Annotated in this window: 21 protein-coding genes; 13 read left to right on the top strand and 8 right to left on the bottom strand. The window is 46.0% G+C overall.

Annotation, left to right across the window (positions count from 1 at the left end):
• The first annotated feature begins 17 nt into the window (after positions 1-17).
• The 10 genes from secY (at position 18) to dsbD (ending at position 6,797) form a co-directional block, all read left to right on the top strand.
• Positions 18-1,355: a preprotein translocase subunit SecY gene (gene secY / locus ICE89_RS07850; RefSeq protein WP_216263288.1), complete on the top strand. Its 1,338-nt coding sequence runs from the start codon at positions 18-20 to the stop codon at positions 1,353-1,355.
• A gap of 4 nt (positions 1,356-1,359) precedes the next feature.
• On the top strand, positions 1,360-1,578 hold the full coding sequence (gene infA, locus ICE89_RS07845; protein ID WP_068320132.1) for a translation initiation factor IF-1: 219 nt from the start codon (positions 1,360-1,362) through the stop codon (positions 1,576-1,578).
• A 35-nt stretch (positions 1,579-1,613) separates the two neighbouring features.
• Entirely contained in the window at positions 1,614-1,730 is a 117-nt protein-coding gene (rpmJ, locus tag ICE89_RS07840; protein ID WP_012357167.1) for a 50S ribosomal protein L36, read from the top strand.
• Between the two features lie 24 nt (positions 1,731-1,754).
• On the top strand, positions 1,755-2,120 hold the full coding sequence (gene rpsM, locus ICE89_RS07835; protein ID WP_071464450.1) for a 30S ribosomal protein S13: 366 nt from the start codon (positions 1,755-1,757) through the stop codon (positions 2,118-2,120).
• An 18-nt stretch (positions 2,121-2,138) separates the two neighbouring features.
• Positions 2,139-2,546 carry a 30S ribosomal protein S11 gene (gene rpsK / locus ICE89_RS07830; protein ID WP_011901923.1) on the top strand — a complete coding sequence of 136 codons (408 nt, stop codon included), beginning with the start codon at positions 2,139-2,141 and terminating at the stop codon, positions 2,544-2,546.
• Between the two features lie 118 nt (positions 2,547-2,664).
• Positions 2,665-3,288: a 30S ribosomal protein S4 gene (gene rpsD / locus ICE89_RS07825; protein WP_011901924.1), complete on the top strand. Its 624-nt coding sequence runs from the start codon at positions 2,665-2,667 to the stop codon at positions 3,286-3,288.
• Positions 3,289-3,311: 23 nt separating this feature from the next.
• On the top strand, positions 3,312-4,292 hold the full coding sequence (rpoA, locus tag ICE89_RS07820; protein ID WP_215321281.1) for a DNA-directed RNA polymerase subunit alpha: 981 nt from the start codon (positions 3,312-3,314) through the stop codon (positions 4,290-4,292).
• A 16-nt stretch (positions 4,293-4,308) separates the two neighbouring features.
• A complete protein-coding gene (rplQ, locus tag ICE89_RS07815; protein ID WP_072582073.1) occupies positions 4,309-4,701 on the top strand; it encodes a 50S ribosomal protein L17 in 393 nt (130 codons plus the stop codon).
• Positions 4,702-4,770: 69 nt separating this feature from the next.
• The gene (cutA, locus tag ICE89_RS07810) at positions 4,771-5,121 is read left to right on the top strand and encodes a divalent-cation tolerance protein CutA (RefSeq protein ID WP_216265475.1); all 351 of its coding nucleotides are present in this window, start codon (positions 4,771-4,773) and stop codon (positions 5,119-5,121) included.
• The gene (gene dsbD / locus ICE89_RS07805) at positions 5,118-6,797 is read left to right on the top strand and encodes a protein-disulfide reductase DsbD (protein ID WP_216265474.1); all 1,680 of its coding nucleotides are present in this window, start codon (positions 5,118-5,120) and stop codon (positions 6,795-6,797) included. The genes cutA and dsbD overlap by 4 nt, the downstream gene beginning before the upstream one ends.
• 17 nt (positions 6,798-6,814) lie before the next feature.
• On the opposite strand, the gene hemB is transcribed toward dsbD, so the two are convergent.
• Together hemB and yihA are read right to left on the bottom strand one after the other, a co-directional pair.
• Positions 6,815-7,849 carry a porphobilinogen synthase gene (gene hemB / locus ICE89_RS07800; RefSeq protein ID WP_216263291.1) on the bottom strand — a complete coding sequence of 345 codons (1,035 nt, stop codon included), beginning with the start codon at positions 7,847-7,849 and terminating at the stop codon, positions 6,815-6,817.
• Positions 7,827-8,492, bottom strand: a complete 666-nt coding sequence (gene yihA / locus ICE89_RS07795; RefSeq protein ID WP_216263292.1) for a ribosome biogenesis GTP-binding protein YihA/YsxC — start codon at positions 8,490-8,492, stop codon at positions 7,827-7,829. Before yihA ends, hemB begins: the two co-directional genes overlap by 23 nt.
• A gap of 114 nt (positions 8,493-8,606) precedes the next feature.
• Between yihA and ICE89_RS07790 the strand changes: the two genes are divergently transcribed.
• On the top strand, positions 8,607-9,332 hold the full coding sequence (locus tag ICE89_RS07790; RefSeq protein WP_216265473.1) for a cytochrome c: 726 nt from the start codon (positions 8,607-8,609) through the stop codon (positions 9,330-9,332).
• A gap of 72 nt (positions 9,333-9,404) precedes the next feature.
• Here ICE89_RS07790 and lysA read toward each other — a convergent pair whose 3' ends face one another.
• Both lysA and ICE89_RS11795 read right to left on the bottom strand, forming a co-directional pair.
• Entirely contained in the window at positions 9,405-10,703 is a 1,299-nt protein-coding gene (gene lysA, locus ICE89_RS07785) for a diaminopimelate decarboxylase (RefSeq protein ID WP_216265472.1), read from the bottom strand.
• Positions 10,703-10,894, bottom strand: a complete 192-nt coding sequence (locus tag ICE89_RS11795; RefSeq protein WP_215358843.1) for a lipoprotein — start codon at positions 10,892-10,894, stop codon at positions 10,703-10,705. The genes lysA and ICE89_RS11795 overlap by 1 nt, the downstream gene beginning before the upstream one ends.
• Before the next feature lie 2 nt (positions 10,895-10,896).
• On the opposite strand from ICE89_RS11795, the gene cyaY reads away from it, so the two are divergent.
• Complete coding sequence (gene cyaY / locus ICE89_RS07775) at positions 10,897-11,319, top strand: iron donor protein CyaY (protein WP_255558756.1); 423 nt, start codon at positions 10,897-10,899, stop codon at positions 11,317-11,319.
• Here cyaY and aroB read toward each other — a convergent pair.
• Genes aroB through ICE89_RS07755 form a run of 4 tightly spaced genes read right to left on the bottom strand, consistent with a single transcriptional unit; the run spans position 11,316 to position 14,798 of the window.
• Positions 11,316-12,398: a 3-dehydroquinate synthase gene (aroB, locus tag ICE89_RS07770; protein ID WP_216265471.1), complete on the bottom strand. Its 1,083-nt coding sequence runs from the start codon at positions 12,396-12,398 to the stop codon at positions 11,316-11,318. The genes cyaY and aroB overlap by 4 nt on opposite strands.
• Before the next feature lie 16 nt (positions 12,399-12,414).
• The gene (locus ICE89_RS07765; protein WP_215321288.1) at positions 12,415-12,939 is read right to left on the bottom strand and encodes a shikimate kinase; all 525 of its coding nucleotides are present in this window, start codon (positions 12,937-12,939) and stop codon (positions 12,415-12,417) included.
• Between the two features lie 12 nt (positions 12,940-12,951).
• Positions 12,952-14,073 carry a secretin and TonB N-terminal domain-containing protein gene (locus tag ICE89_RS07760; protein WP_255537480.1) on the bottom strand — a complete coding sequence of 374 codons (1,122 nt, stop codon included), beginning with the start codon at positions 14,071-14,073 and terminating at the stop codon, positions 12,952-12,954.
• Positions 14,070-14,798: a hypothetical protein gene (locus tag ICE89_RS07755; protein ID WP_216263296.1), complete on the bottom strand. Its 729-nt coding sequence runs from the start codon at positions 14,796-14,798 to the stop codon at positions 14,070-14,072. Before ICE89_RS07755 ends, ICE89_RS07760 begins: the two co-directional genes overlap by 4 nt.
• A 105-nt stretch (positions 14,799-14,903) precedes the next feature.
• On the opposite strand from ICE89_RS07755, the gene ICE89_RS07750 reads away from it, so the two are divergent.
• Positions 14,904-17,240, top strand: coding sequence for a penicillin-binding protein 1A (locus ICE89_RS07750; protein WP_216265470.1), 2,337 nt, complete (start codon positions 14,904-14,906; stop codon positions 17,238-17,240).
• Positions 17,241-17,250: the final 10 nt, after the last annotated feature.

Below are 17,250 nucleotides of genomic sequence, written 5' to 3'. Positions count from 1 at the left end.
TAGGTCTTTTAGTAGATATGGCATTAGCACCTACCAATAACGCAAGCACTGCAGCAACAGGTGGCAAGTTTGGCGAATTACGCCAACGCTTAGTTTTCCTGGTGTTGGCTTTGCTCGTGTTCCGTTTGGGTGCTCATATTCCCGTTCCTGGAATTGATCCAGACCAATTAGCACAGTTATTCTCTGGTCAAAAAGACGGTATTTTGGGAATGTTTAACTTGTTCTCAGGCGGCGCTTTGTCTCGCTTTACCGTATTTGCTTTGGGTATCATGCCGTATATCTCTGCATCGATCATCATGCAGTTAATGACGATTGTTGTGCCTTCTCTAGAGTCTTTGAAAAAAGAAGGCCAAGCAGGTCAACGCAAGATTACTCAGTACACGCGCTACGGCACTGTGTTCTTGGCAACATTCCAAGCGTTGGGTATTTCAGTTGCTTTGCAGGCTCAACCAGGATTAGTTATTAACCCAGGCTTGATGTTTGAATTGAATACAGTAGTTACTTTGGTAACAGGCACAATGTTCTTAATGTGGTTGGGTGAGCAAATTACTGAGCGTGGCTTGGGTAACGGCATCTCCATCATTATTTTTGGCGGTATTGTTTCTGGTTTGCCAAATGCATTGGCAAGCTTGTTAGAGTTGGTGCGTACTGGCTCAATGAATATTATTTCTGCTCTCTTGATCGTTGTGATCGTAGTAGCGGTAACTTATTTTGTGGTGTTTGTAGAGCGCGGTCAGCGCCGGATCTTGGTGAACTACGCTAAGCGTCAAGTGGGTAACAAGATTTATGGTGGCCAATCTTCTTATTTCCCATTGAAGTTAAACATGGCAGGTGTTATTCCTCCGATTTTTGCTTCATCGATTATTTTGTTCCCTGCGACGATTGCTGGCTGGTTTACATCAGGCGAGCCAACCAATATGTTCAGCAGAATTATTAAAGACTTAGCAGCGACTTTAGCTCCTGGTCAACCTGTGTACACCATTTTGTACGCAGCAGCGATTATTTTCTTCTGTTTCTTCTATACCGCATTGGTATTTAACAGCCGTGAAACTGCTGAGAACTTGAAGAAGAGTGGCGCATTTGTTCCGGGTATTCGTCCGGGCGACCAAACAGCGCGTTACATCGATAAGATCTTGGTGCGCTTAACTTTGGCTGGTGCAATTTATATGGTTCTGGTTTGCTTGTTGCCAGAATTCTTAGTATTGAAGTACAACGTACCGTTCTATTTCGGTGGTACTTCATTGTTAATTATTGTTGTTGTTGCAATGGATTTCATGGCTCAAGTCCAGTCATTCGTGATGCAACAGCAGTACGGCTCTTTGATGAAGAAAGCCAACTTTAAGATGGGCTCTTAACTGAATGTCTAAAGACGATGTAATTCAGATGGCGGGAGAGGTTGTAGAGAATTTGCCGAACGCGATGTTTCGCGTGAAGCTGGAAAACGGACATGTGGTTCTAGGGCACATTTCCGGAAAGATGCGGATGCACTACATCCGTATTTTGCCGGGAGACAAGGTGACGGTGGAGATGACTCCTTACGACCTAACGCGCGCCAGAATCATTTTCCGTGCGAAGTAAAGATTAAGAAGTACCAATTTTTTTAGAGGTGAGTTATGAAAGTTTTAGCATCCGTTAAGTGTATTTGCAGAAATTGCAAGATCATTAAGCGCAAACGCGTTGTTCGCGTGATCTGTTCTTCAGACGCACGTCATAAGCAGCGTCAAGGCTGATCTGGTTAATTAAGAGGAAATCTCATGGCACGTATCGCTGGGGTAAACATCCCAAATCATCAACATACTGTTATCGGTTTAACAGCTATTTTTGGCATTGGCACAACTCGTGCTAACAAAATTTGTCAAACCACAGGTGTTGCAATCAATAAAAAAGTTAAAGATCTTACTGACGCTGACTTGGAAAAGTTACGTGATGAAGTAGGTAAGTTCATCACTGAAGGTGACCTTCGTCGCGAAGTAACTATGAGCATCAAGCGTTTGATGGACTTAGGTTGCTACCGTGGCGTACGTCATCGTAAGGGCTTGCCTGTACGTGGTCAACGTACTAAGACAAACGCTCGTACCCGTAAGGGCCCGCGTAAGTCTGGCGTGCAACTGAAGAAATAATCAAGAAAGTTTATTGACATGGCAAAACAACAATCCGCTTCCGCCGCTTCACAGCGCGCTCGTAAGAAGGTTAAAAAGAACGTTGCTGACGGTATTGCACACGTTCACGCTTCTTTTAATAACACCATTATTACGATCACTGATCGTCAAGGAAATGCGCTTTCATGGGCAACTTCTGGCGGCCAGGGTTTCAAGGGCTCACGTAAATCAACACCTTTTGCTGCTCAGGTAGCTGCAGAAGTTGCTGGTAAAGCTGCCGTTGAATGCGGTATCAAGAACTTGGAAGTTCAGATCAAAGGCCCAGGCCCAGGTCGTGAATCAGCAGTTCGTGCATTGAACTCATTGGGCATCAAGATCACTGAGATTCAAGACGTAACTCCAGTTCCACATAATGGTTGCCGCCCTCCTAAGCGTCGTCGTATTTAAGCTTGGAAGTTGGCAGTACAACAGTTTCAGTAGTTTTTTATTAAAGCCCACTGTTCGCCTGATTTAAAGGGCGAACTCACCGCCGGTCGTAAGACTGCGGCAAAGAAAGGAAAGCATCGTGGCACGTTACTTAGGGCCTAAGGCCAAATTAGCACGTCGGGAAGGTACCGACTTATTTTTAAAGAGCGCTCGTCGCGCCCTGTCAGACAAGTGCAAGTTAGATACTAAGCCTGGTCAACATGGCCGTACATCTGGCTCAAGAACATCTGATTACGGTAATCAATTGCGTGAAAAGCAAAAGGTTAAGCGTATCTATGGCGTATTAGAGCGTCAATTCCGTCGTTACTTCGCAGAAGCTGAGCGTCGTAAGGGCAACACTGGCGAAACATTGCTCCAGTTGCTTGAGTCACGTTTAGACAACGTGGTGTATCGCATGGGCTTTGGTTCTACACGCGCTGAAGCACGTCAGTTGGTTTCTCACTGTGCAATTTTGCTCAATGGTAGCCCTGTCAATATTCCATCTATTCAGGTTAAACCTGGTGATGTTGTTGCCATTCGTGAAAAAGCGAAGAAGCAAGCCCGTATTACCGAATCACTCAATTTGGTTGGACAAATGGCAGCTGTTACTTGGGTTTCGGTTGATGCAGCTAAGCTCGAGGGAACATTTAAGCAAGTGCCTGACCGCGAAGATATTAGCGGTGAAATTAATGAAAGTTTGATCGTTGAATTGTATTCACGCTAATTAGGCACTCTCAAGGAAAAAATATGCAAACAAATTTGCTCAAGCCAAAGATTATTTCTGTTGAAGCGCTTACCGCCAACCAAGCTAAGGTTGTTATGGAGCCGTTCGAGCGTGGCTATGGCCACACACTCGGAAATGCATTACGTCGCGTACTCTTGTCCTCGATGGTTGGTTATGCGCCAACTGAAGTAGCTATTGCCGGTGTTGTTCATGAGTACTCCACATTGGATGGAGTTCAAGAGGACGTAGTAAACCTCTTGTTGAACCTCAAAGGCATCGTATTTAAGTTGCAGTCACGTGATGAAGTTACTATCAATTTGCGTAAAGAAGGCCCAGGCGTTGTTACAGCAAAAGATATTGATTTGCCACATGATGTAGAAATCATGAACCCTGATCATGTGATCGCTCACTTGTCAGCTGGTGGTAAGTTGGACATGCAGATCAAGGTTGAAAAAGGCCGTGGTTATGTACCTGGTAACGTTCGTCAGTACAGCGACGAAGCTACTAAGATCATTGGCCGTATTGTGTTGGATGCCTCATTCAGCCCTGTAAGCCGTGTTAGCTATGCTGTTGAGTCTGCTCGTGTTGAGCAACGTACCGACCTCGATCGTTTAGTAATGACGATTGAAACAAACGGTGTGTTGTCTCCTGAGGAGGCAATTCGTCAAGCAGCTAGCATCTTGGTTGACCAATTAGTTGTATTCGCGGCTCTTGAGAGCAGCGAAGTTTCTGGTGATTTAGCACCAAGCCGCTCATCAATGGTTGATCCAATGTTGATGCGTCCAGTTGATGATCTCGAGCTCACAGTTCGCTCTGCAAACTGCTTGAAGGCTGAGAACATTTACTACATCGGTGACTTGATTCAACGTACTGAGAATGAATTGTTGAAGACGCCTAATCTGGGTCGCAAATCTTTGAATGAAATCAAAGATGTATTGGCTGCTCGTGGCTTAAGTCTTGGCATGAAACTCGAAAGCTGGCCTCCAGCCAACCTCGAGAAATAATTAGAAAGGAAGCATCATGCGTCACGGAAACGGCTTACGCAAACTTAACAGAACATCATCACATCGCTTAGCGATGCTGCGCAACATGTCCAATTCACTTTTGGAGCACGAAGTCATTAAAACGACTTTGCCAAAAGCAAAAGAATTGCGCATGGTTGTTGAGCCCTTGATTACCTTAGGTAAAAAAGATAACTTAGCAAACCGTCGCTTAGCATTCAATCGCACACGTGATCGCGATATCGTAGCTAAACTCTTCACAGAGCTTGGCCCACGTTACGCAACACGTCCAGGCGGCTACCTTCGCATTTTGAAGTTTGGCTTCCGTCATGGCGACAATGCACCAATGGCTTTGGTTGAGTTGGTAGATCGCCCAGAAGTTGAAGAAACAGCAGTAACTGAAGAGGCTTAAGTCTCGGTGTTACGGTAAAAAGCCAGGCTTCGGTCTGGCTTTTTTCATTTATCAGGTTATAAATACAAAATGTCTGAAAACTCCCCAGCCAATTCCAGCAAGCTTTTGGTGGTGCTAACGAGTCTTCCTAATCTGGAGGTTGCCACAGGCTTGGCACGGTCCTTGGTAGAGAAGCATTTAGCTGCTTGTGTGCAGCTGACGGATGGCATTCATTCGATTTATCGCTGGGAGGGCAAAGTTTGCGAGGAGCAAGAAGTATTGCTTTCTGCAAAAACGACTGAATCAAAGTGGCCTGAGATTTCAGCCTTTATTCAAAGCGCGCATCCTTATGACTTACCAGAAATATTAGCCTTTTCTCCAGAGCAATATGAAAAGCAGTACGGCAAGTGGGTCGAGTCTGAGGTAAATTCGAAGTCATGAGAATGCATTCCTTTGTAGCAAAGATCTTTGCCCTATTTCTATTCCTGTCCGCGCAAGTTTTTGCTGCGCCGGATTTCTTGCCCCCAGAGAAAGCGTTCCGAGTGGAGGCTACTTGGTTAGAAAATTCCAATCAAGTGGAGTTGGAATTTTTGCCTGCTAAAGGCTATTACATCTACCAAGAATCTTTAAAGTTCCAGGCGGGGACGCAGGCCGAGAAGCTAAGTAATATAAGGCCTTCATTGCCAGCGGGTGTGGTGAAGTTTGATGAAACCTTTCAGAAAAAATTACAAGTTTATAAAGAGCCTTTCTTAGTATTTTTAGATGTGAAGCCTGCCGATGGCAAGCCGATCCATGCAGTAGTAACACTGCAAGGTTGCGCGGAGGCAGGCATTTGCTATCCACCCATGACCCTGAAATTTTTACTCGCCGGCCCCGGAGTTAAAGCAGCTCCGATTCCAGATGCTTTAGATGGTATGCCTTTATCAAGCCCCCAGGCTAGTGGTGAATTCAGTTTGGCTGATTTATGGCGTGAGCGTGATGACGTCAATGCTATTGCTCGCTTTTTAGAAAGCACTTCAACTACTTATTTATTTCTAGCTTTCTTTGTATTGGGGCTTGCGCTCGCTTTTACACCCTGCGTCCTTCCCATGTTGCCTATTTTGTCGAGCGTTATCTTTGGCACTCAAGACGGTAAGGCTGTAACCAAGGGGCGTGCCAGTATCTTAGCGCTGGCCTATGTCTTGGGTATGGCATTGGTATACGCCTTGGCAGGAGTGCTTATGGCGGCCCTTGGCGGGAGCGTACAGCGGGCTTTGCAGAGTCCCCTCGCATTAGCTGCTTTTGCCCTATTACTTTTAGCCCTTTCAGGAAGTTTGTTTGGTTTATATGACCTTCGGTTACCGCAATCATGGCATCACCATGTAGATCGGTTGGCAGGGCGTCAAAAGGGCGGCAATGTATTTGGTGCTTTTGCTTTGGGGGGTATTTCTACTTTAGTGGCCAGCCCCTGTATTACTGCGCCCCTAGCGGGCGTTTTGGCCTTTATTGCGCAAACCGGCTCGTTGAGCCTGGGCGCAGGACTCCTTTTTATAATGGCCTTAGGAATGGGTCTGCCACTATTCTTTATTGCGATTGAGGCCCGTATTCTGATTCCATCCACGGGTATTTGGATGGTCTATTTGCAGCGTACCTTGGGAGTTCTTCTGGTCGCCACGGCAGCATGGATTGCCTCGCCATTACTCCAGAAAAATGATGTTGCGGGAACTGCAAAATTAGTCAATGGCCAGAGTATTCATCAAGTAGGTGATTTATCTTTTGTGGTGATTCATTCGCCTGCAGAGTTAGATGCGCAACTAAGCAAAGCCAAGGAAGAGAAGAAAGTGGTTCTCCTAGATTTTTATGCAGACTGGTGTATTAGCTGTAAGGAGATGGAAGTAAATACCTTTAAAAATCCAGAGGTAAGTAAAGAGCTAAAACAGTTTGTCTTATTGCAGGCAGACGTTACTGCAAATAGCTCTGAGAACCAGGCATTACTTAAGCGCTTTGGCTTATTTGGTCCGCCAGGAATTCTGATCTTCAATCAAAACTCAGAAGAGCTAAAAGACCAACGTGTGATTGGCTATATGCCACCCCAGCGTTTTATTGAGCGATTAAAACAAGCAGCAAGCACTCAATAAAAAATCAAATTCGTTTTTTATTTGCCTGCTGCGTTTGTTTTAAGTAGGCGTGCTGCTTCGAGTGCAAAGTAAGTCAAAACACCATCAGCACCTGCGCGTTTAAATGCGAGCAGCGATTCCATCATCACAGCATCGTGATCTAGCCAGCCATTTTGTGCAGCAGCCTTGAGCATGGCATATTCACCGCTTACTTGATAGGCATAAGTGGGGTAGTCAAACTCTTCGCGGACGCGACGCACGATATCCAAATAAGGCATGCCAGGCTTCACCATGACCATATCTGCACCTTCGCTGATATCGAGAGCAACCTCCCGCAAAGCCTCGTCGCTGTTGGCGCAATCCATTTGATATGTTTTTTTATCGGCTTTACCTAGGTTTTTTGCAGAACCAACTGCATCTCTAAAGGGGCCATAAAAAGCAGAAGCATATTTAGCTGAGTAAGCCATGATTCGGGTGTGAATTAAATTCTTTTGCTCGAGTGCTTCACGAATTTTTCCAATGCGCCCATCCATCATGTCTGATGGCGCAACGATATCAACACCAGCTTCTGCTTGTGCAATCGCTTGCTGAACTAAGATCGCAGTCGTTTCATCATTCAGAATACGACCTTGCTCATCGAGCACGCCATCTTGACCATGGCTTGTATATGGATCAAGCGCTACATCGGTCATGATGCCTAAATTGGGGAAACGTTTTTTGAGTTCGCGAACTGCTGAAGGAATCAGCCCTTTTGGATTAAAGGCTTCCTTACCATCGGGCGTTTTTAATCCGCTATCGATTACTGGAAAAAGCGCAAGTACCGGAACGCCTAAATCTACACATTCTTGAGCAACCGGCATGAGTAGGTCTAATGAAAGACGATTAACACCGGGCATAGAGGCAACTGCTTCAGATTTGCCTTGACCTTCAAGTAAAAAGACGGGGTAGATTAAATCATTCGCCGAAACGCTGTTCTCTTGCATAAGGCGACGTGACCAATCATCACGACGCATGCGGCGAGGACGATGTCCAGGAAAATTAAGCAATGAATTAGTTGGTGATTTCATCTTCATGAGTTTCTGCTTCAAATAGCCATTTAATAATTAAATTATCTGCCTCTTCAAGGCCAATCCGTTTGGTGCTTGAAAATAATTGTGCCGTAAGTTGCTTAGAGTCACCAGTTCCATCCGGTAGGGCTGGGTCATATTGCTGCAGTCGCTTAGTGACCGCCTCAAGCGCATGCTTACACTCGCTTTTATTCAATTTGTCGCACTTACTCAGCAAAACATGAATTGGCTTGCCGGTAGGGACAAACCACTGAATCATTTGCTCATCCAGGTCGGTTATTCCGCGTCTAGAGTCCACAATCAGGATCATGCCTACTAACTGCTCCCGCTCTTGCAGGTAGTCGCTTAGAAGGGCATTCCAGTGGTATTTGGTCTCGTGATTGACTGCTGCATAGCCATAGCCTGGTAAGTCAACCAAATAAGCTAGCAGGTCATCTTTTGCAAAAACACCGAAATAGTTGATATGTTGGGTGCGTCCAGGCGTTTTACTGGCAAAAGCCAGCCTTTTTTGGTTGCAAAGGATGTTAAGGGCGCTAGATTTCCCCGCATTTGAGCGGCCAGCGAAGGCCACTTCTCGCAGCGGAGTGGCAGGCAGGCAATGGGTCTCATTGACTGTGGTGGCGAATCGGGATTGAAAGAGTTTAGACATGTCCAGAAGCTATTGTAAAATCACGCAAAATCATGAAATATCTCATGGTGTTGGGTAAAAGGTTATAAATGCAGGGCCCAAACACTTTTAGGAATTTTTGCCAAGGTAAACATAATGCGTCAAACCTCTCAAATCTCCAAATTAACTGGCTTACGGGCCGGTTTTGCGGTTCTCTCCATTTTCGCTCTGATCAGCGTATCCGGTAAAGTTTTTGCTGCCGATGCGGCCCCTATGGCAGCAGCTCCAGAAGCCAAAGCAGAAGTTCCAGGTAAACCCAAGGTTGATCCAGCTGCGGGTGAAGCGCTGTATTCAAATGGCGATGCAACTCGTGGCGTAACCGCCTGTATCACTTGCCATGGCCCTAAAGGTCAAAGTGCGATTGGTACATGGCCAAAGCTTTCCGCTCAGCATGCTGCGTACCTCACAAAGCAGTTGAAAAACTTTAAAGAAGGCACTCGCGCAAATCCAATCATGATGGGTATGGCAGCCACTTTGACTCAACAAGATATGCAAAATATCTCAGCTTTTTTAGCTAAGCAGCCAATCTCCCAGGGCGTTGCTCAAGATAAAGAAACAATCGCATTGGGCCAAAGTATTTATCGTGGTGGTATTGCAGCAAAAGGCGTTCCAGCTTGTGCTGCCTGCCACAGCCCAACAGGCGCTGGTATTCCTGCTCAGTACCCGCTTCTTGGCGGTCAATGGGCTGAATACAATAATGCCCAGTTGCTAGCTTTCCGTGAAGGCGTGCGCACCAACAGTAGTCAAATGACAACGATTGCTTCAAAGCTTTCGGATAAAGAAATGAAAGCGGTGGCTGATTACATCGCAGGTTTGCATTAATTAGTCAAAGCATTAAAACAAAACCCCGCTACTTCAGCGGGGTTTTTTATTGTCTAAAACTTTTACGGATTATTAATTTGGCAAAACTGTTTCCGATGAAAACAACTCAGAAGTTTTTTCGCGAGCACGAATCACGTAAGCATTTTTTCCGTCAACCATAATCTCTGCAGGTTTAGGGCGTGTGTTGTAGTTGGAGGCCATCACAAAACCATAAGCACCAGCAGACAGAATAGCCAGAAGATCACCTTCCTCTACTGCAAGATGACGATCTCTTCCCAGCCAGTCGCCAGATTCGCAAACGGGGCCAACGATGTCATAGGTTAAGGCTTTTGTTACCTTCTTTTGTACCGGTACTATTCCATGGTGTGCTTCATATAGGGCGGGGCGCATCAGTTCGGTCATTGCGGCATCAACAATGCAGAAGTTCTTCTCAGCACCAGGCTTTAAATACTCCACAGTGGTCAGTAACACGCCAGCATTGCCCACCAATGATCTGCCTGGCTCAAGCACAACATCTAGGTGACCAAAACCACGCTCCGCTACTCGATTCAACAAGGTGTTCGTAAAGTCCGTAATGTCTGGCGGAGTTTCATCGCTATAAGAAATGCCAAGACCACCACCGAGATCGAGATGGTGTATCACAATACCTTCCTTCTTTAATTGCGCAACAAGATCTAAGACTTTATCCAGGGCATCTAAATAGGGGGCAGTAGTAGTGATCTGTGAGCCAATATGACAATCAATTCCGACTACATCTATTTGAGAAAGTTGTGATGCTTCATGATAGGTTTTTAAAACCTCGTGATATGCGATGCCAAATTTATTACCCTTAAGTCCAGTGGAAATATAGGGATGGGTTTGCGCATCTACATCAGGATTAACGCGCAAAGAAATTGGGGCGCGGCAGTTGAGTTCAGTGGCTACGCGATTAATTTTGTGTAGTTCCGCAATCGATTCCACATTGATACATTTGACGCCAGCCTTGAGGGCAGTGGCAATCTCGGCGGCAGATTTACCTACGCCAGCAAATACTAAGCTCTTTGGGTCTGCGCCAATTGCTAATGCACGAGCCAACTCGCCGCCGCTTACTAAATCAAACCCGGCCCCCAGTTTTTTAAAGCAATCAATCACCGCTAAATTGCTATTGGCTTTCATGGCATAGTGCACGCGGGCACGACGTTTACCATTGCTATCAACGCATGCCTTGTCGTAGCCTTGGTAGGCTTCAGTCAATGCTTTTCTGCTATAGATATACAGCGGCGTACCAAATTCTTTTGCTAAATCTGCAAGTGGAATTTCTTCGGCATACCAATTGCCATCGCGTTCAGTAAACCCAGATAACTTAGGAAGGGGAATTGCTTTGCTTGTCATTACTTGGCCGATGAAGAATTGCTTGGGCTAGCGGAGGTTTGAGGTGGGTACAGCTTGCCTTTAGGTTCCGGCTCTGTAGGAGCTGGGGGAACTGGTGGCACATTTGGCATATATAGAGGTCCCCTTACCCCACACCCAACAAGGGATATTAGAAGGCTAAAGCAGAGGGTTCTATTAAGAATCGCTATCATGAATGTCTCTAAAACGAATGATTGAATATAGCATGCAGGACTCCGGTATGAATCCAAATAATCCAGGCGTAGAAACCATCGATGACAAGCAGTTTTACCAGCTGGGAAGTAATTTATTGCATTCCATAGAAGTGGCATTGGAGACTGCGGACGAAGCCTTAGACCTCGACCTGGATATTGAACGCCAAGGCGGGAACGTGATCAATATTCGTTTTAAGGATAAAAGTGTCATTGTGATCAATACCCAACCACCTTTGCATGAGATTTGGGTCGCTGCCAAATCTGGTGGATACCACTATCGTTGGGCCGGTACGATGGCACAACCTTTGTGGCTTGATACCAAAACAGGAAAAGAGCTGTTGAGCGACTTGACTGAGTTTGCGAGTGCTCAGGCTGGTCAAACAGTCAAAATGAGTTTGATTTAAGCTGCGCCAGTAGCGCTTAAAGTTTCAATCACTTGGGCATCATCTACGCTTTTAATCTGGGCTTTACCAATTTTTTCTAAAACAACGTAACGGATCTGCCCACCCTCAGTTTTTTTATCAACTTGCATGAGCTCCATATAGCGCCCCGCACCAAACTTTGGCGGTGTAATGGGTAAATTCATAGATTGGATGATTTTGGTAAGGCGCTGAACATCAGCATCGCTAATGTAATTGAGTCGACGCGATAGATCTGCTCCCATCACCATGCCGCATCCAACAGCTTCACCATGTAACCATTCCCCGTAGCCCATGCCCGCTTCAATTGCGTGACCAAAGGTATGACCAAAATTGAGGGTTGCACGGATACCGCCCTCCCTTTCATCTGCAGAAACCACGGTAGATTTAATTTCACAAGAGCGTAAGACCGCGTGGCCCATTGCTCCTGTATCGCAGGCTAGCAGCGGCGTAGCATTGGATTCAATCCAGTCTAAGAATTGGGCATCTGCAATAGCACCATGCTTTACAACTTCAGCAAGACCAGCAGACAGCTCTCTCGGAGGTAGAGTCTTTAAGGTATTTAGATCGGCAATCACAGCGGCCGGCTGATGAAAGGCGCCAATCATATTTTTACCTAGCGGATGGTTGATGCCAGTTTTACCGCCAACGGAAGAATCTACCTGTGCAAGCAAGGTAGTGGGTACTTGAATAAAGCGGATGCCACGCATAAAGCTGGCTGCTGCAAATCCAGTCATATCGCCTATAACGCCACCACCCAGAGCAACCAACATGGTGTGGCGATCAGCACCAAATTTTAAAAGGTCATCAAAAATCAACTGCAGATTTTTCCAGTCTTTATATGACTCGCCATCAGGTAGAACAATTGTTCTAACAGGCTTCCCAAAAGTGCTGAGCGTTTTAGTCAGGCGCTCGGCATAGAGAGGAGCAACCGTAGTGTTACTTACGATGTAAATAGAGCTTGCTTTTTCACAGGCCTTAAATAAGCTTGCTTGATCAATCAGATCTTTGCCAATATAAATTGGGTAACTGCGATTGCCAAGATCAACTTCAAGTGTTTTCATGATAGTGCCAATGTATTTAAGCGGAAAGTTCAAGCTGCATGATTAAGGTGTTGACTAGTTGATTAACGCTGGGCTTACCAGTCTCAATCACATGGTCAGCGATTTCACGATACAGAGGATCGCGAACGGCATATAAGTTTTCTAAAATCTTTTTGGCATCCCCATTTTTTAGTAAGGGGCGACCCTCCCCACCTTTGGTACGATGCCAAAGTTCAATTGGGTTTGCGTGAAGATAAATCACGGTGCCACCTTCACTTAATGCCTGTCGATTTTCTGGTGAGAGAACAGCGCCACCGCCAGTCGCCAAAATAATATCTTGTTCAGCGGTAATTTCACGGATGGCTTGCGCTTCTCTTTTGCGAAACCCTTCTTCGCCTTCCATTTCAAAAATGACCGGAATTTTTACGCCACAGCGCTCTTCAATGACATGGTCGGCATCTAGAAAGCGACGACCTAATTTTTTTGCCAAGACTTTACCGACGGTCGACTTCCCAGCGCCCATGAGACCGATTAGAAAGATATTGTTTGTCGAGGAGTTCACCCTCCGATTCTATTAGGGTTTGTCGAGAACGGTCGGAGTTAAAAAGACAAGTAGCTCGGTTTTATCTTGTAATTTGGATTTGTGGCGAAAAAAATGACCAATGAGGGGTATATCGCCCAAGAGCGGGATTTTGACTTCGTCTTCCCGTTCGGTAGTTTGGAAAATACCACCAATGATGGCTGTCCCGCCGTTTTCAACGGTGACCTCTGAGCTCAGGCTTTTGGTGTCAATGGCATATCCCTGTTCTGTTTTCATACCTACCGTGTCCTTATTAATGCCCACTAGCATTGATATCTTTCCGTCTGGATGGATTTTTGGCAAAACCTCTAGGCGAAGGTTTGCCTTTCTAAATTGCAACTTGCTGCCATTTTGATTCGAGGTTTGATAGGGTAGTTCTGTGCCTTGCTCAATGGTTGCCTTCACTTGGTCGCCAGTCATGATGCGTGGGTTTGAAAGAATCTTTCCCTGACCTTCAGACTCAAGCGCAGAAAGTTCTGCCTGCAAAATGCGGCTTCCATTTCTGGAGACTAAGGTTGCCGCCATGGTTGCTGGATTAAAACCACTCAAACCAGCGCCACCCAGATCCATGCTGCCAATCAATTTTTGATCTGTTTTATCTCCGACACCATTAGCTTGATATCCCAGCTTGACCCCTAGCTCACGAGCAAAGCGTTCATCAGCCTCAACTATTCGGGCTTCTATGAGGATTTGCCTTGGACTATTAATGTGGTCTCCACCAAAAGGAAGGGCGGCGTCTTCACGTCGGAATTTCTGAAAGGCTTGGATTTCTGCATGGGGTCCAATCCAATAGATTTCTCCGTTGCGCACCAGTCTTAAGCCGCGGCTCGCCAGAATGGAGTGAAGGGCTGTTTGCCAGGGGGTATTTCTAAGGTCTATAGAGACCCTCCCCTTAATGGATTCACTTAATAAAAAATTGGTATTACCCAATTTCGCCATAGTTTCTAAAAGTTCAGTTAATTCAATATCAGTAAATTGTAGGCTAATAGGGATCAGGAAATGATTTTGTGAAGGCGTATTACCCATTGCGGTATTGCTCGATAAAAGCATCAATACAGCTAACCAAGAGGTTATCAGTTTGAAGTATTTCTGGGGGTTATTTAGACTGAGCTTCATTCGCTTTTTGAAGCCTTCAGAACCACAGATTTGCCTTGGGGATGCATTAGGGTCACTAGTGATTTTTCGATAGAACTTAGGCGCCATTCCCCTAAAACCTGCGCCCCCTTCTCAAAGGCAAGATGGCTTTTCCCTGTATGAAAATAGGCTTGCTGGGTATTGCCCATTTGGGATGTTCCAAGGTAGCGCCAGCGGCGTAGCTCCGACTCATGGGTTGGAGCTTGCGGCCTGTTGGGAGCTCTTGTTTCTGCCTTTCTTTCCTTTAAAGAGTGAATACTTACTTCTATTTCATCAATTGCTAGATATAGCTCATCCTGATCTTGATTAATTTGATCACGCATTAATAGCATCTCCTTTTTCAATTCAGAGATCTGTTGTTGGGATGCCTCCAAAGCATCTTGGGATTGCTTATTCAGCGAGGTGTAGGCTACAAAAAATACAATAGCTGCTGCCAACAAGACGCCAATCAAGGCGATTGGAAGTGCAATTCCTTGGAGCGAATTTCTGATCTGAATAGGACTTAAAGGCTCCGGGAAGAGATTGTTTCTGCCTTGGTTTGGAGCTCTAGACGGCGTGCTTTGTTGGGGAGGTGGTTTACGGATTCCATGGGGGTCGGGGATGGCTGGATCATCGCCAAGATCACTCAGAATTTCATCAAAAGATTGGCTGGAAATATGGCGTGCGGGCATGCCCATATTCTTCTGTTTTGGGTGCTGAAAATCCATCAGCCTAGATTGAACCCACCGTCAGAAATCAGATCTTATCTACAAGCGATACAAGGATTTTGGAGGTTTTAGGGGAATTGTCTAAGCACCCTATAATTTGAACATATGGCCTTACCTCCAAAAGACAAGCCGCCGCTGAATCAGCGTCCCATTCGTCCATCCGATAGACGCCCTCGGAATTCACGAGTTGAGCCTGGCTTGCAGCGCAAGACTTCTAGTAATCCACTCGTAAAGGCTTTACTGATCATCAGCGTAGTCTTTGCTTTGGTAATCACGCTATTGATGGGTTATGCGTTCTTGGTCGCAAAACCCAATCTTCCGAAGATCTCTGCTTTAACGGATTACAACCCCAAGACTCCTCTGCGTATTTACACAGCAGACAAAGTGTTGATTGGTGAGTTTGGCGAGGAGCGCCGCAAGGTCATTCCTTTAAACGAAATACCGATGAGTATGCGCAACGCCGTATTAGCAATTGAGGATGACCGCTTCTATTCTCACGGTGGCGTGGACTATGTTGGAATTTTGCGGGCAGCAGTAACCAATTTACGCGGACACCTTTCGCAAGGTGCGTCCACTATCACCATGCAGGTGGCTCGCAACTTCTTTCTCAGCAATGAAAAAACCTTTAGCCGAAAAATTTATGAGGTTCTCCTGGCCTGGGAGATTGAGTCTCAATTAACCAAAGACAAAATCTTGGAAATCTATATGAACCAGATTTTCTTAGGTCAAAGAGCATTTGGATTCTCTAGTGCCGCACAAATTTATTTTGGAAAAGAGCTCAAGGACATCACAATTGCAGAATCAGCGATGTTGGCTGGCCTGCCAAAGGCGCCATCAGCCTATAACCCAGTGAGCAATTTCCGCCGCGCCAAGATTCGTCAAGAGTACATTCTTCAGCGCATGCGTGATCTGGGTTACATCACGCCAGAGGAATACCAAAAAGCGATGATTGAAGAATTACATATTCGCGGCCTAGGTAATGAGTTTGCAGTTCGTGCTGACTTCCCCGCTGAAATGGTTCGTCAATTACTCTTCACGCAGTATGGTGAGGCAATCTATTCTCAGGGGATCGACGTCTACACGACTATCTTGAAGGCCGATCAAGATGCTGCTTATAAAGCAGTCCGACGTGGAATTTTTGAATACGATTTACGGCATGCTTATCGTGGACCAGAGGGTTTTATCGATCTTCCTGAAGACTCTGTGAAACGCCAGCGCGCGATTGATGAGGCATTGCTTGCTTATCCACAGTTAGATGATTTGCAGTCTGGCGTTGTGCTTGATGTAAAGCCAAAAGAAATGCAAGTCATGATTTCAACCGGGGACACCATCACTATTAAAGGTGAAGGCATGAAGTTGGCGGCTGCCTCTATTACTGATAGTGCTCAGCCCAAAAAACGCTTACGCCCAGGCGCTATAGTGCGTTTGTTATCGGATGGGGGAGTTTGGAAGTTGGCTCAACTTCCGCAAGTTGAAGCTGCTTTTGTCTCCATGAATGCAGAGACAGGTGCAATTCTGTCTTTAGTAGGCGGCTTTGATTTCCGTCGTAATCAATTCAATCACGTGACGCAAGCTTTGCGTCAGCCTGGTTCCTCATTCAAACCATTTATCTATGCTGCCGCAATTGAAAAAGGCTTTACCCCAAGTACGATGGTGAACGATGCACCTTTATCCATTGGCAGCATGGAGACTGGTAGTCAGGCCTGGGAGCCAAAAAACTACGATGGTAAATACGACGGCATGATGCGCTTGCGCAATGCCTTGGCAAAATCAAAGAACTTAGTATCGGTTCGCATTATCCGTGCCATTGGCCCCTCTTATGCGCAGGAATATATTCAGCGTTTTGGCTTTGAACCAGAAAAGCATCCCCCTTACTTAACAATGGCTTTGGGCGCGGGTTCTGTAACCCCGTTGCAGATGGCCTCTGCTTATAGTGTGTTTGCCAATGGTGGTTATCGTGTAGATCCATTTTTGATTGACAAGATGGTGGACTCTAAAGGCACCGTCATGTTCGAAGCAAAGCCTACGCATTCGGGCGAAGATGCGCCTCGTGTATTGGATGCACGCACTGCATTTGTGATGGACAGCATGCTGCAAGAAGTAACCAAGACGGGTACCGCAGCCTCAGCGCGTGTTAAGTTGGGACGCAGCGACATTGCAGGTAAAACAGGCACAACGAACGATTCGCACGATGCCTGGTTTGCTGGCTATAACCCTAAAGTAGTTGCGATTGCATGGATTGGCTTTGATAAGCCTGCGAGTTTGGGCGATCGAGAGACTGGTGGCGGACTTGCTTTGCCAATGTGGATTTCTTATATGGCGACTGCGTTAAAAGATAGCCCTCAGATCTCCCGTGAAGTGCCAAGCGGCGTAACGCAAGTTGATGGCGACTGGTTTATCCCGGACTTCTCTACTAACGGCGGTGTGCGCGAACTGCAATAGTTCGTTTTCA

It is taken from the genome of Polynucleobacter sp. AP-Kaivos-20-H2 (assembly GCF_018882215.1).
GTDB lineage: Bacteria > Pseudomonadota > Gammaproteobacteria > Burkholderiales > Burkholderiaceae > Polynucleobacter.
Note: the sequence above shows the minus strand (reverse complement) of the source record. Positions and strands in the feature narration are given on the sequence as shown.

Coding starts and splice junctions, on each gene's coding strand:
- secY (WP_216263288.1), top strand. CDS start 18: ATGGCATTAGCACCTACCAATAACGCAAGCACTGCAGCAACAGGTGGC.
- rpoA (WP_215321281.1), top strand. CDS start 3,312: ATGCAAACAAATTTGCTCAAGCCAAAGATTATTTCTGTTGAAGCGCTT.
- aroB (WP_216265471.1), bottom strand. CDS start 12,398: ATGAAAACACTTGAAGTTGATCTTGGCAATCGCAGTTACCCAATTTAT.
- cutA (WP_216265475.1), top strand. CDS start 4,771: ATGTCTGAAAACTCCCCAGCCAATTCCAGCAAGCTTTTGGTGGTGCTA.
- rplQ (WP_072582073.1), top strand. CDS start 4,309: ATGCGTCACGGAAACGGCTTACGCAAACTTAACAGAACATCATCACAT.
- infA (WP_068320132.1), top strand. CDS start 1,360: ATGTCTAAAGACGATGTAATTCAGATGGCGGGAGAGGTTGTAGAGAAT.
- ICE89_RS07760 (WP_255537480.1), bottom strand. CDS start 14,073: ATGAAGCTCAGTCTAAATAACCCCCAGAAATACTTCAAACTGATAACC.
- hemB (WP_216263291.1), bottom strand. CDS start 7,849: ATGAAGATGAAATCACCAACTAATTCATTGCTTAATTTTCCTGGACAT.
- ICE89_RS11795 (WP_215358843.1), bottom strand. CDS start 10,894: ATGATAGCGATTCTTAATAGAACCCTCTGCTTTAGCCTTCTAATATCC.
- ICE89_RS07750 (WP_216265470.1), top strand. CDS start 14,904: ATGGCCTTACCTCCAAAAGACAAGCCGCCGCTGAATCAGCGTCCCATT.
- rpsK (WP_011901923.1), top strand. CDS start 2,139: ATGGCAAAACAACAATCCGCTTCCGCCGCTTCACAGCGCGCTCGTAAG.
- yihA (WP_216263292.1), bottom strand. CDS start 8,492: ATGTCTAAACTCTTTCAATCCCGATTCGCCACCACAGTCAATGAGACC.
- ICE89_RS07755 (WP_216263296.1), bottom strand. CDS start 14,798: ATGGATTTTCAGCACCCAAAACAGAAGAATATGGGCATGCCCGCACGC.
- cyaY (WP_255558756.1), top strand. CDS start 10,897: ATGTCTCTAAAACGAATGATTGAATATAGCATGCAGGACTCCGGTATG.
- rpsM (WP_071464450.1), top strand. CDS start 1,755: ATGGCACGTATCGCTGGGGTAAACATCCCAAATCATCAACATACTGTT.
- lysA (WP_216265472.1), bottom strand. CDS start 10,703: ATGACAAGCAAAGCAATTCCCCTTCCTAAGTTATCTGGGTTTACTGAA.
- rpmJ (WP_012357167.1), top strand. CDS start 1,614: ATGAAAGTTTTAGCATCCGTTAAGTGTATTTGCAGAAATTGCAAGATC.
- ICE89_RS07790 (WP_216265473.1), top strand. CDS start 8,607: ATGCGTCAAACCTCTCAAATCTCCAAATTAACTGGCTTACGGGCCGGT.
- dsbD (WP_216265474.1), top strand. CDS start 5,118: ATGAGAATGCATTCCTTTGTAGCAAAGATCTTTGCCCTATTTCTATTC.